The sequence below is a fragment of the Paraglaciecola sp. genome, assembly GCF_039964565.1.
GTDB lineage: Bacteria > Pseudomonadota > Gammaproteobacteria > Enterobacterales > Alteromonadaceae > Paraglaciecola.
In genome coordinates this window covers 60,100-73,647 of the sequence record NZ_JBDVXF010000008.1, presented here as the reverse complement: position 1 = coordinate 73,647, position 13,548 = coordinate 60,100, and the positions used below count along the sequence as shown (strand labels likewise).

Annotated in this window: 11 protein-coding genes; 5 read left to right on the top strand and 6 right to left on the bottom strand. The window is 42.4% G+C overall.

Features of this window, described 5'->3' with window-relative positions; translation table 11 throughout:
• Positions 1-31 precede the first annotated feature (31 nt).
• Positions 32-898, top strand: coding sequence for a hypothetical protein (locus ABJK37_RS04915; RefSeq protein WP_348350726.1), 867 nt, complete (start codon positions 32-34; stop codon positions 896-898).
• 80 nt (positions 899-978) lie between these two features.
• On the opposite strand, the gene ABJK37_RS04910 is transcribed toward ABJK37_RS04915, so the two are convergent.
• The 3 genes from ABJK37_RS04910 to ABJK37_RS04900 all read right to left on the bottom strand — a co-directional run bounded on the left by ABJK37_RS04910 (position 979) and on the right by ABJK37_RS04900 (position 4,499).
• The gene (locus tag ABJK37_RS04910) at positions 979-2,628 is read right to left on the bottom strand and encodes a long-chain-fatty-acid--CoA ligase (protein WP_348350724.1); all 1,650 of its coding nucleotides are present in this window, start codon (positions 2,626-2,628) and stop codon (positions 979-981) included.
• A gap of 169 nt (positions 2,629-2,797) precedes the next feature.
• Positions 2,798-3,556 (bottom strand): SDR family oxidoreductase, encoded by a 759-nt coding sequence (locus ABJK37_RS04905; RefSeq protein ID WP_348350722.1) that lies wholly within the window; start codon positions 3,554-3,556, stop codon positions 2,798-2,800.
• A 31-nt stretch (positions 3,557-3,587) separates the two neighbouring features.
• Positions 3,588-4,499: a haloalkane dehalogenase gene (locus ABJK37_RS04900; protein WP_348350720.1), complete on the bottom strand. Its 912-nt coding sequence runs from the start codon at positions 4,497-4,499 to the stop codon at positions 3,588-3,590.
• Between the two features lie 251 nt (positions 4,500-4,750).
• On the opposite strand from ABJK37_RS04900, the gene ABJK37_RS04895 reads away from it, so the two are divergent.
• The 4 genes from ABJK37_RS04895 (at position 4,751) to ABJK37_RS04880 (ending at position 11,024) form a co-directional block, all read left to right on the top strand.
• Entirely contained in the window at positions 4,751-6,883 is a 2,133-nt protein-coding gene (locus ABJK37_RS04895; protein WP_348350718.1) for a 3-hydroxyacyl-CoA dehydrogenase NAD-binding domain-containing protein, read from the top strand.
• A 57-nt stretch (positions 6,884-6,940) separates the two neighbouring features.
• Positions 6,941-8,122, top strand: a complete 1,182-nt coding sequence (locus tag ABJK37_RS04890; RefSeq protein ID WP_348350716.1) for an acetyl-CoA C-acyltransferase — start codon at positions 6,941-6,943, stop codon at positions 8,120-8,122.
• Positions 8,123-8,188: 66 nt separating this feature from the next.
• Positions 8,189-9,988 carry an acyl-CoA dehydrogenase C-terminal domain-containing protein gene (locus tag ABJK37_RS04885; protein ID WP_348350714.1) on the top strand — a complete coding sequence of 600 codons (1,800 nt, stop codon included), beginning with the start codon at positions 8,189-8,191 and terminating at the stop codon, positions 9,986-9,988.
• A gap of 124 nt (positions 9,989-10,112) precedes the next feature.
• Positions 10,113-11,024, top strand: coding sequence for an alpha/beta hydrolase (locus ABJK37_RS04880; protein WP_348350712.1), 912 nt, complete (start codon positions 10,113-10,115; stop codon positions 11,022-11,024).
• 148 nt (positions 11,025-11,172) lie between these two features.
• Here ABJK37_RS04880 and ABJK37_RS04875 read toward each other — a convergent pair whose 3' ends face one another.
• From ABJK37_RS04875 to ABJK37_RS04865, 3 genes are all read right to left on the bottom strand, one after another.
• A complete protein-coding gene (locus ABJK37_RS04875; RefSeq protein ID WP_348350710.1) occupies positions 11,173-11,568 on the bottom strand; it encodes a DUF3718 domain-containing protein in 396 nt (131 codons plus the stop codon).
• A gap of 217 nt (positions 11,569-11,785) precedes the next feature.
• On the bottom strand, positions 11,786-12,772 hold the full coding sequence (locus tag ABJK37_RS04870) for an MDR family oxidoreductase (protein WP_348350708.1): 987 nt from the start codon (positions 12,770-12,772) through the stop codon (positions 11,786-11,788).
• 45 nt (positions 12,773-12,817) lie between these two features.
• A complete protein-coding gene (locus tag ABJK37_RS04865; RefSeq protein WP_348350706.1) occupies positions 12,818-13,450 on the bottom strand; it encodes a TetR/AcrR family transcriptional regulator in 633 nt (210 codons plus the stop codon).
• Positions 13,451-13,548 lie beyond the last annotated feature (98 nt).

The window sequence follows — 13,548 nt, the reverse complement described above, 5'->3', positions numbered from 1 at the left end:
AGAAACCAAGCTAAATTTCACGGAGTTAACTATGTCGCCATGTAAACTAGTATTTTTGTCTTTTATTTTAGTTGTTATGACTAGCTTAGCGCAGACTAAAAAAGTGCAGGCCAAAGACAAGGATGAACACTGGCAATTAGGACAATTTAATCTTGATAAAGATCTGTTATTAGCCCAATTTGATAGTAAAACCGATGTTGACGATATTCATTCAATTGCAGCAACAGCCACAATGCTTGCAGACAAACGATTTCAAAAATTAAATTATGTAGCGGTTGCTGGTGCATACGGCGATCAACAAGGATTGTACGTTCCTGCTCCCAAACTATTTGAATTATCCTTTGATAAACGCTGGGTTAATGCGCATACGCAATACGATGAGGCCCTGACAGTGGTAAGTGCCGAAGTCGCTGCAACCTTGAAAGATTCAGGAAATATATGGATCGCTGAAGCAGGGCAGTCTAATTTTACCGCAGATGTCATTCGAACTATCAAAAAACAACTCCCGAATGTGAACACAAACCAAAGAATACGCGTGGTACAACACAGTGATTGGAATGAAGAGTCCGCCAACCCAGTTGATTTGGCATATACAAAAGCAAACGCGACTTATTATAAAATAGCAGATGGCAATGCTAAAAATAATGGCACGCCTGGGTTTAAGTCTCATCACATGCCTGATTGGCAGACCTATATCAAAGATGCTCGTCTCGTAAAAATATGGACGTTAGCGACTCGCATAGCCAATCAATACAACGGGGTTGCAGGACGTTACAATAATCCTGCTATTGCCGACGGTGGAATCGACTTTTCAGATGTATCAGAACTTTGCTGGATATTTGGTTTCGAAATGCTTGAGGATGACAAGGCGTTTTTTAAAGAATTTGAACAACGTTGAGATGTTAAATAGTAAATAAGGAATAGATACTAAAAGTTTGAGAAAGAAACCTAGGCGCCAATACGCCTAGGTTTTATTGATTAAGCCGTTGTTGGAAACTGATAGTCCTCTAAGGATTTTCTCAATGCTAATTTATTGAGTTTTCCGGTCGCCGTGTGGGGCAGTTCTTCGACAAATACAACATCATCTGGAATAGAGAGTTTATGTAGTTTTTCGCGCAGAAATTCTAACATTTGTTCAGTGGTTACATTTGTACCAGCTTGTCTAACTACAACCAGTAGTGGGCGCTCTGTCCATTTTGGATGATAACGGCCGATGGCTGCTGCTTCTGCTACATCAGGATGACTTACCGCTGCATTTTCAATTTCAATTGAGCTGACCCATTCTCCACCGGTTTTGATTACATCTTTAGTACGATCGGTAATTTGCATATAACCTTGGGGGTTAATAGTTGCAACATCACCGGTATCAAACCATCCTAGTTCATCAACTGGACAACCTTCAGAGCCTGGAACCTGTGACAAACCATAATAACCACTTGCTACCCACGGGCCGCGAACTTTAAGGGCTCCAAAGGCCACTCCGTCCCATGGTAATTCTTGATTGTTTTCATCAACAATTCGCATTTCGATTCCAAATACGCCACGGCCTTGTAAGCATTGTAAATCAATGAGTTCTTCTTCAGATAAATCATCCATGCCGGATTTTTTGCAAAAAATGGTACCCAGAGGGCTGGTTTCAGTCATCCCCCAGCCTTGAATAACTTCTACGCCATGCTGCTGTTTAAAGCGTTCAATTATGGTTCTTGGGCAAGCAGCTCCTCCGACACTCACTCGATTCAGGCTTGGTATAGTTTTGCCACTTTTCTCTAAATAATCTAAAAGCCCTAACCAAATGGTAGGCACCCCCGAGCTGAAGGTAACGTTTTCCGTATCGATTAGATTCTGTAAGGCTTCACCATCGGCCATTTTAGGCCCTGGCATCACCATTTTAGATCCTGCCATTAACGCCGCGTAGGGAGCGCCCCAAGCGTTAACATGAAACATAGGCACGATCGGAAGTGTGGTTTCTTTGTAAGAAGCGGCTACTACATCAGGCATGCTGCCACCTAAAGCATGCAATAAGGTGGAGCGATGGCTATACACCACACCTTTAGGGTTGCCTGTCGTTCCTGAGGTGTAACACATAGCGCTTGCAGTATTTTCATCAAATTCAGGCCACTCAAATGACGTAGACTGTTTGCTTAATAATGTTTCGTAACACATCACATTAGGTAAAGTGGTAGCAGGCATATGCGCTTCATCAGTTAATATGATGTAACCCTCAACTTTAGGGAGATGCTCCTTTAGCGCTTCCAATAAAGGTACCACTAACAAATCTACAAATATAAATTTATCTTCGGCGTGATTGATGATGTAGTTCACTTGCTCTGGGAACAACTTAGGATTAATGGTGTGGCACACCATGCCACTTCCAGATACGCCATAGTAAAGTTCCAAATGGCGATAGTCGTTCCAAGCTAATGTACCAATGCGATCACCGAACTTAGCGCCCAACTCAACTAAAGCATTGGCCAATTGACGACTGCGATTAGCAAAATCTTTGTAAGTATGCCTATGTCTAGGATTATCCGCTGTAACCGAAACAATTTCAGAATCTGGGAAGTTCTTGTCGGCATGACGTAATATTGAAGAAATCATCAATTGAGAATTCATCATCAAAGCTTGCATATTTTTTCCTTTAATTAACTCGTATTCTTATAAATACAAAGGGGTTAGACCACAGATGGTAATCATTGAATGAAGACTGAATTTTCTCTTACTCTGTATATTCCGTGTCTTCGTTTGCTTCTGTGGTTCACTATTTCTTCTTAGTTGTTCTTAGCGCTAAGCATGGCACCTACCAAGCGGTTACACCACCGTCTACTGCTATAGTTTGCCCCGTCATGTAAGAATTACCTGGAGACAATATTAATAGCATTGTATTCACCACTTCTTGTGGCCGAGATAAACGTTTCATAGGCGTACCTCTCGCTAGCTGGGATTGGCCTTCTTCAGAAGCAAATTCACCTAAAATGGCTGTTGGGCTGTAAAAAGGACAAATTGCATTACAACGCACGCCTTTTCTGGCGTATTCCACTGCTGCCGTTCGAGTTAAACCAACTACAGCATGTTTCGCGGCTGCATAGGCACCACCTTTGGGAGCGCCACCTAAACCCGCCAAAGAGCTAATATTTAATACATGGCCTTCGCCTTGTTTGAGCATCGCTTCAATTTGGTATTTCATTCCAAATAATACACCATTAACGTTGACGTTAAATTGACTGTGCATAGTGTCTTCATTCAATTTATGCAAAGGTGTCATTTCATGGGCAATACCTGCATTGTTAACGCCTATATCGACACGACCAAACTTTGATAGGGCACTGTCGACCATATTTTTGCAGTCTTGCTCTTTGGCAACGTCACATAACATTGCTATTGCATTGTCTTGGTCCGGTAGCGAGGCCAGAGTTTCGTCTAAGTTTTGCTGGTTGATATCACTGATCACCAACTGACATCCTCGTTTGGCAAGTCCTTGTGCCAACAAGCGACCAAAACCGCCACCTGCACCAGTAATCAAGGCTACTTTGCCGCTAAAATCTAATAACTCGTCCATCAAATAGTTCCTATTTCTTATAACTAAACAATTAAAGTGGGTTGGCATTCATAAAAGTTAATAATACCTGAGCGAGCTCTTCACCTTTGTCTTCTTGCAAAAAATGACCGCCTTGTTCAATAGTAGTATGCGCCTGTCCTTCACAGCCAGGAATAAGCTTGTGCATAATTTTGTCGCCCCCCGCAGTCACAGGGTCTGAATCGCTAAACGCAGTAATAAAAGGTTTATCAAATTGCTGCAATGATTGCCAAGCACGTCTATTGGCAGGGCTTGCCGGGTTATTCGGGGTAGTGGGTACAAGTAGTGGAAACTGTCTTACACCTGCTTTGTAGGCTTCGTCCGGAAAGGGCGCATCATATGCGGCCAATACTTCAGGGCTAAGGGGGCTTACAGTGCCACCTTTGATAATCCCCGCAACAGGAAATACTGGCACTTCCTGGGAAAATGATTGCCATTTCAAAAAAGCGTCACTGGCTGGATGATCTCCCGTAGGAAGCATAGTATTGGCGGCTAATACTCTGGCAAATAAATCAGAGTGTTCCGCGACCAAACGTAGTCCTAAAAGGCCGCCCCAATCTTGGCATACTAAAGTGATGTCTTTTAAGTCTAATTGAAGGATGACTTGACGTACCCAATCTAAGTGTCTTTGGAAGGTATAATCGTTACGCTCGGTAGGTTTATCTGATTTTCCAAAACCGATTAAATCAGGCGCAATAACGCGATAACCTGCGGTGACAACTGGATCGATCATTTTTCGGTACAAGTATGACCAACTAGGTTCGCCATGCAGCATTAACACAACATTCGCGTCTTTTGGACCTTCATCGATATAGTGGAGTTTAAGCATTCCTCCTTCACAATCATCAACTTGTAAATAATGAGCAGGATAACAAAAGTCGTTTATTGGTTCGAAACAGTGTTCTGGAGTCGTCAAATACTGCAAGGTTGGTCTCTCGATGTAATGTTTTTGTAAAATAATTGTGCTTAGAAAATCAAATGTGTCACGAAAAGTCAACTTGCTCAGACTAATGCAGAATTATCCATTTAGTGAATAGATTCAGTGCTTGATCAATCTTTATTCGAATCAGCTTCTAATAATCTATGCTTATTTTGCAGTATAAAATCAATAAATTAGAATGATTGGGGCGGGTGGCCTAGTATCCATTCATATTATTAAGCTGGTAAGAGGTCTATATGAGTCAAAATGAATCACAAACGGCAGTGGGTTATGAGCTAGTTAGTACTCCTTCTGCAAACAAAGTTGCAGCGCTATGGATGCAAAATCCCCCTGTTAATGCATTGTCTAAATCTGTACGCGTTGGGCTTATTAAACATTTAAATACAGCAATAGCTGACGAGTCTGTTGAAGTCATTGTTATTTCATCTAAGCAAAACTTGTTTTCTGGTGGCGCTGATATTAGCGAGTTTTCTGGTGGTGATTTAGAACCAAACTTACCAGTAGTGTTAGATGTCATTGAAAATTCTCCTAAGCCAGTGATTGCGGTTTTGAACGGCCCAGCCTTTGGTGGAGGCTTAGAAGTGGCGTTGTCTTGTCATTACAGAGTCACGTTTGGGTCGAATAAAGTAGGCTTACCAGAAGTGAATCTCGGTATTCTACCTGGAGCGGGAGGAACTCAGCGTCTACCTCGTTTGGCAGGTGTGCAACAAGCACTTGATATGATTGTGTCAGGTCGCCCCGTTGCCGCTAAAAAACTACCTGGTGTTTTTGACGTAGTCGTTGATTCTCCGGAAACACTATTGAGCAGTGCGTTGCAATTTTGTGAAAAAGTCATTGCCCAGGGCAGCAAAGTTCGTAAAACCTGTGATGTTGAAATTGACGCGAGTACTGCACCGAAAGAGTTATTCGCACAATATCGTCAAGGCTTAGCGGTTAAAGCCAGAGGCTTTTTTGCTCCCGAGCGTTGTATCCAAGCGGTTGAGGCTGCAGTCGAGTTACCTTTTGCCCAAGGATTAGTGCGTGAAGGTGAGTTGTTTATGGAATGTATGCGCTCAAAAGAAGCGCGAGCGCAGCAGCATTTCTTTTTTGCCGAGCGTGCAGCTTCTCATGTTAAAGATTTTAATAAAGATACCCCAGTAAGAGACATTAAAACTGTGGGTATTATTGGTGCAGGTACTATGGGCGGCGGCATCGCTATGAACTTTGCCAACGTTGGTATTCCCGTCATCATGCTAGAGCTTAAACAAGAAGCTTTAGATAGAGGTTTGGCGTTAATTCGTAAGAATTACGAAAATTCAGCTAAGAAAGGCAAGCTTACTGCTGAACAAGTTGAAGAGAGAATGGCATTGTTAACGGGCTCAACTGAATACGCGTCACTTAGTGATGTGGACTTGGTCATTGAAGCAGTGTTTGAAAAAATGTCTGTTAAACAAGAAGTCTTTAAAGCGCTAGATGCGGTATGTAAACCTGGTGCGATTTTGGCGTCAAATACGTCAACTTTGGATATAGACGAAATTGGCGAAGCCACTAAGCGTCCTGAAGATGTAATTGGATTACATTTCTTTAGTCCAGCCAACGTTATGAAGTTATTGGAAGTGGTTAAAACCAGTAAAACCTCTCCTGATGTGATTAAAACAACCATGAAAATGGCTAAAAAGGTCAATAAAGTAGCAGTGTTGGTTGGCGTTTGTTTTGGTTTTGTGGGGAACCGCATGATTGAAACATATGGTCGTGAAGCGAATCGTATGATGTTAGAAGGTGCTACACCAGAACATGTAGATAAAGTTATTTATGATTTTGGTCTACCTATGGGACCTTTCACTATGGGTGATATGGCCGGACAAGATATCGGTGCCTTTGTGCGCGAATCACGCCGCGAATTTATCAAACACGATCCGACTTACTGCATATTAGCTGACAAGTTAGTCGAGCAGGGTAGAGTGGGATTAAAGTGCGGAAAAGGTGTGTACTTGTATGAAGCAGGTAGCCGTAAACCTATTCCTGATCCGAGTGTACTTGAACTCGCTAAATCTGAAGCGGCTCGTTTAGGTGTCGCCCAGCGTGACATTAGCGATCAAGAAATCATCGAGCGCATTATTTTTCCAATGATCAATGAAGGTGCTTTGATCTTGGAAGAAGGCATTGCAGCTAAGTCCAGTGATATCGACGTAATTTATGTGTATGGCTATGGCTTCCCTGTTTATCGCGGTGGCCCGATGCAGTATGCCGATGAGATTGGTGTGAAAACCGTATATGACGCCATGTGCAAGTATCGAGATGAGTTAGGTGAACACGGCAAAAATTGGTTTGAACCTGCGCCATTACTGAAAAAATTAGCAGAGCAAGGTAAACGATTCGCAGACATTTAGTGTCAGATGTTTACCTTAATATTTAACGAATTTACGTATTTTTAAAAAGAGAAATTTATGAAAGAAGCAGTCATAGTATCAACCGCTAGAACTCCAATTGGCCGTGCTTATAAAGGTGCATTTAATAATCTTGAAGCACCAAGTCTAGGTGGCCACGCTATCCGCGAAGCGGTAAGAAAGTCTGGAATCGATCCAGCCAGTGTTGATGATGTCATTATGGGCAGCGCATTGACACAAGGTAGTGGTAGCATGAATATTGGTCGTCTTGCTGGGCTTGCTGGTGGACTACCCACTTCAGTCTCAGGTATGACACTAGATCGCCAATGTAGCTCAGGTATGTACGCCATTGCTACCGCTGCAAAACACGTTATTACCGACAATGTGCCAGTAATGGTCGCTGGTGGATTAGATTCTATTAGTTTGGTGCAAAACAAGTACATGAACACTCACCGTATGGTGGACCCAGCTTTGGCTAAAATGCATAAAGATATTTATATGCCTATGTTGCAAACTGCTGAAGTCGTAGCTGCGAGGTACGGTATTAATCGTGACGTGCAAGATGAATATGCCTATCAGAGCCAAATGCGCACAGCAGCTGCTCAAGCTGCCGGTAAATTTGATGATGAAATAGTGCCGGTAACCACAACCAAAGTTGTAGTGGATCGTGAAACTAAAGAAGAAAGTTTCCACGAAGTCACCCTAAGTAAAGACGAAGGCAACCGCGCTGAAACGACCTTAGAGGGTTTGAATAATCTAAAACCTGTAATTGAAGGTGGTGTGATAACTGCGGGTAATGCTAGTCAATTGTCTGACGGCGCCTCTGCCAGTGTTATCATGAGTAGTAAACTGGCTGAACAACAAAACTTGACTCCATTGGGTGCCTATCGCGGCATTGCTGTAGCAGGGTGTGAACCAGATGAAATGGGAATCGGTCCAGTTTTCGCTATTCCAAAATTACTTAAGCAACATGGCTTAACCATGAACGATATTGGTTTATGGGAGCTTAATGAAGCTTTCGCTGTGCAAGTATTATATTGCCGCGACAAGTTAGGTATTGATGACAGTATTCTAAACGTAAACGGCGGCGCTATTTCTATAGGTCACCCTTACGGTATGAGTGGTGCGCGTATGGTAGGTCATGCCTTAATTGAAGGTAAACGCCGTGGTGCTAAATATGTAGTCTGTACTATGTGTATTGGTGGCGGTATGGGTGCTGCAGGTTTATTTGAAGTTTACTAGATTTAGAGCTTCAGGCTTGGTGTTAAACGAAGCCAAAGACATGTAAAGATTTAAGAGGTTAGAGTTATGCAATATTTTAAGGCCCCACAAAAAGAAGCCTTATTCGTGATGAACGAATTATTAGGTTATGAAAAGCATTATGCGGATTTGGGTTATTCTGAAGCCACACCAGATATGGTTGAAGCGATTTTCTCAGAAGCGGCCAAATTTGCCGAAAATGTATTGGCGCCCATTAACGCTAGCGGTGATGCCGAGGGTTGTACATGGGACGATGGAGTAGTCACTACTCCTACTGGTTTTAAAGAAGCGTACCAGCAATATGTTGACGGTGGTTGGACTGGCATGGCGCATCCTGAAGAGTTTGGTGGTCAAGGTCTTCCTTATTCGTTAAATAGTGTGATGGCAGAGTGGTTTTCGTCTGCTAATCATTCTTGGGCAATGTATCCGGGTTTAAGTCAAGGTTGTATTGAAACCTTAAAAGAGCACGGCACGCCTGAACAGCAAAAAATGTTTTTACACAACCTAGTAGGCGGCAGTTGGACAGGCACCATGTGTTTGACTGAACCTCATTGTGGATCGGACTTAGGAATGCTTAAATGTAAAGCTGGACCTAACGCTGATGGCACTTATAGCTTGACGGGTACCAAGATTTTTATCTCGGCCGGTGAGCATGACATGTCAGAAAATATTGTACATATTGTTATTGCACGTTTACCTGATGCACCAAGCGGTACTAAAGGCATTTCATTATTTGTCGTGCCTAAGTTTCATGCGGGCCCTGATGGGGAAAAACTAGAACGTAATGCGGTGTCTTGTGGTTCGATTGAACACAAAATGGGTATTAAAGGTTCTGCAACTTGTGTGATTAATTTCGATGGCGCCAAAGGCTATTTGGTGGGTACTGAAAATCGTGGCCTGAACTGCATGTTCACCTTTATGAACTCAGCGCGAATTGGTACAGGTTTAGAAGGTTTGTCAGCCTCTGAGGCGGCTTTTCAAGGTGCATTGTCTTACGCTAAAGATCGTTTGCAATTTAGAGCCATGACTGGCGTTAAAAATCCTGACGGTCCAGCAGATGCGATTATTAATCATCCAGATGTTCGTCGTATGTTGTTGACGCAAAAAGCCTTCGCTGAAGGCAATAGAGCGTTAGCGATATATGCAATGCAACTAGTTGATATTACACATGTCAGCGAAGATGAAGCGGCTAAAAAATTGGCTGAAGCTAAATTGGCATTGTTGACGCCTATTGTTAAAGCATTCTTAACTGAAACGGCTCAAGAGTCGACTAGTTATGGTATGCAGGTATATGGTGGTCATGGCTTTATAGCAGAGTGGGGCATGGAACAGCTTGCCCGTGATACGCGTATTTGTACTATGTACGAAGGTACGACAGGTATTCAAGCCATTGATTTATTGGCTAGAAAAGTAGTAGGTTCCAATGGGAAGTTATTAAATATATTTACTGATGAAGTTAAAGAATATTGTAAGAGCATTCGCGATAAGAGTCAGTTTAATGCATGGTCTAACAGTATCGATAAACATTGCGATGAATGGCATCAAATAACTGAAGACATTATGCAACGCGCAGCTAAAAGTCCTGCCGAGTTAGGCGCCGCTTCTGTTGACTATCTGATGTACTCTGGTTACGTAGTTGTGGGGTATTTTTGGCTTAAAATGGCTGTTGTTGCCCAACAAAAACTTGATGATGGCACAGATGATCCAGAATTTTACAAAGCAAAATTACATACCGCTAAGTTTTATTTTGACCGTTTGTTAACGCGTACACGTTCTCTAGTGTCTGCCATGGAGTCTGGTGCAGATAACTTGATGAATATGGAAGAAGAACAATTTAATATTGTTTAAGCTTTTGGGGCAAAAGCCCCTTATAAGATAATAACAAGCTAAGCAGGGAAATATAACAAGCGGACAATGTCAATTGTCCGCTTTTTTTTGTTATTTTTTAAATCAATAATTGGTGAGCCTAATTATGAAACATCACACAGTCGATATTGAAAGCGTCAATATACACTATGTAGAAGCAGTCACATCAAATAACCAGCCTCGACAAACTATGATTTTTTTACATGGTTTTCCCGAATATTGGGGTACATGGCATGCACAATTAGATTATTTTTCTAAAGAGTATCGGGTCATAGCGCCTGATCTACCAGGTTATAATTTAAGTGATAAACCTCAGCAGCAATCGTTTTTTGAAGTGCCTAACTTGATTCAGATTATTGCTAAATTCATACAAAGTGTGGCGCCACAGCAAAAGATAATACTCGTGGCTCATGATTGGGGCGGTGCCATCGCATGGCCTTTGGCTGCGTTTTTTCCTCAGTTAATCGAAAAGCTGGTGATCCTTAATGCGGCGCATCCAAGTATTTTCACTCGAGAAATGATATCTAATCCTCAGCAACGTCAAAAAAGTGAATATATCCACGAATTGATAGCAGCTGACGGCGAGCAAAAACTATCGCACAATCATTTCCAATATCTAAAGGAAAAAATATTTGCAGGTATGCGCGAAGGCACCTTAACGGAGGCGCAACGTATTGCCTATGAATCGGTATGGTCGCAACCTGGTGCAGTAAACGGCATGTTGCAATACTATCGAGCTATGCCTCAACTCGCGCCATCTGCGAAAGCCTCGGATAACCCTAATGGGCCAGTAGTGGCGGCGACTAAAATGAAAATCCCGAATATCCGTATTGGTTGTGCCACACTCATATTGTGGGGTGAGCAAGATCAGGCTTTTGTGAAAGAAAACATTCTAGGAGTAGAGGAATATGTGCCTAATCTGCAAATTAAACGCTTTCCCGATGCCAGTCATTGGTTACAACACGAGTTACCGAACCAAGTGAATCAGGAAATTGACGATTTTCTTAAACATCACTAATTAGCGCTTTCTAATAGATAAAAAAATAGCCTCAGAAGAGGCCATTTTTAAAGGTAAGTCGCTTTCTTTTAAGAGACCACGACTTACCAACCATGTTGAACGTTTCGGTGGCCGAAGCCCAGTTCGTTCTAGAACAATTCTTTTAAGCTTATATTCTGTCGTTTAGTGCAGCGACGATAGGTGATGCGTCTAAGCCATTTTCAGAGGCCCAAGCGAGTACCGTTTTGCCGTCTTTTTCTGGCGAGCTTAAGTCACCTTTAGGCATTTTTTTCACCATCAATGTACCAGTTTCAACGGCATTGTTTAGCATAGCGGTACGAATAAGGCTGTTACCGCCACAAGACACACCGGTGTAGTAATCTTTAAGTTTTAATCTGAAATCAGACTGAACACGTTTCATTTTTTTACGTAGTTCACCTTTGTCATCGGCTTTAACGATAGTACAGATATTTTGTAAAGCTTCGCCAACATCAGCTTGAGCGTTGCCCGCAGAGAATAAAGAGATAGTAGCGATAGCGATAGAAGTTTTAACTATTTTCAACATGGTTAAGTTCCTCGAGTGTAGTTTGTTATGCAGCTGTTGCTGCGCGTCAGTGGAGACATTAAAAACTATTTGAGTTGATTAAAAAATCTGCGAGGTGATACTTAGGTATGGTAAGTCATAAGTTTAAAGGCTGAGCTTGGATCAGAGTCGTTTAGTCAGAGCCTCGTTATCTGAGGCTCTGATTTAAGAGCATTGACAGCTAAGATAAGTTACGAGATTAGTCTGCTTGTACATCAACCACAATACGGCCGCGTACTTTTCCGGCTAATAACTGGTTAGCGGTAGCTACTACTGTATCGAGTTTGATTTCTTCAGCAATGCTGTCAAACACACTAGGCTCTAGGATTTCACCTAAACGTTTCCATGCTTCTTTTCGGTCAGCAATTGGGCGCATAACGCTATCAATACCAGCTAGGGTGATACCTCGTAAAATAAAGGGGGCGACTGAGCCCGGTAGATCCATACCCTGTGCTAAACCACAGGCGGCTACTGTTCCACCATATTGGGTACTGGCACATGCGTTGACTAGTGTATGGCTACCTACAGAATCGACCACTCCAGCCCAGCGTTCTTTAGCCATGGGTTTACCTGGGTTGGATAAGGTATCCCTGTGAATGACTTCAGTCGCGCCAAGTGATTGCAGATAGTTAACTTCTTGCATACGACCTGTTGAGGCCACCACTGCGTAACCTAATTTAGCAAGTATAGAAATGGCAAAGCTGCCTACGCCACCATTGGCACCGGTAACTAATATTTCACCTTTGTCGGGTGTGACGCCGTTTTTTTCAAGAGCAATGACGCACAACATGGCAGTGTATCCAGCTGTGCCAATGATCATAGACTGTTTGGGCGTGAAAGCTGTAGGTAAGGGAATAAGCCAATCGCTTTTTAAGCGTGCCTTTTGCGCTAATCCACCGCAGTGAGTTTCACCTATACCAAAGCCATTTTGGAGTACTATATCGCCAGCTTTAAATTGATTGCTATCGCTGTGCTCAACCACTCCTACTAAATCAATTCCAGGGATCATAGGAAATGAACGAATAACTGGCGCCTTGCCTGTGATAGCAAGACCATCTTTGTAATTTAAGGTGCTGTATAGCACTTTTACCGTGACATCACCCTCTGGCAGAGTGTTGTCGTTAATTTCTTGCATTGAGGCGTGATAACCTTGTTCGTCGTTATTAATTAAGATGCCTTTAAACATAAACTCTCCAATTTAGACCGATCGTCTATTAATGATTAAAAAAATTTACTTTGATAGTGTTTGTAAAAAATACGTCATAAAAAGTCGTAATGGCGCAGCGTTTTCAACAAGCTTTGCGCGACTGACAGCGCCTTCCCAACCAATCCAAAAAAACTCTGCCACTACAGCGCAATCAGTATTACTAGCAATTTCACCATATGTTTTCGCCTCGTTTAAGCAGGTTTCGACTCGATGTTGCCAGCTCACAAAAATGGCTGATAGTAAGGTGCGAAACCCAGAGGGTAAAGCATCCACTTCTTGGCTTAAATTACCAACTAAACAGCCACGCTTAAAATCATGTCGAGTCATGCCTTGCACTGCATCATCTGCAAAATTCAGAAGTCGTGTAAGTGGTGAATAATCAGAATTTAAAAGATGCATGTCTAGCTTGCTGGAAAAATACTCGTCATAGTGTGCAATAACACTTTCACCGAATGCTTCCTTACTCGCAAAGTAATGATAAAAGGATCCTTTAGGCACTCCGACTTTCTTTAAAATAGGCTCTATTCCCGAAGAGGCAAAACCACACTCCGTCAGCTGCTCTAAGCCACTGCGGATAAGTTCTGCTTTAGTATCGTAGTTTTCCCTAGCCACTTTGGGCGGGCGTCCACGTCTTGGTTTATTTGCGGAAGTAGTCATATATTTATATTAGACCGATCGTCTAGTTAATTGCAATAAAAATTTTTAGACTTCCTGACAGATAAAAAATAATTCTGTTAAGGCTTATACCAATTCAT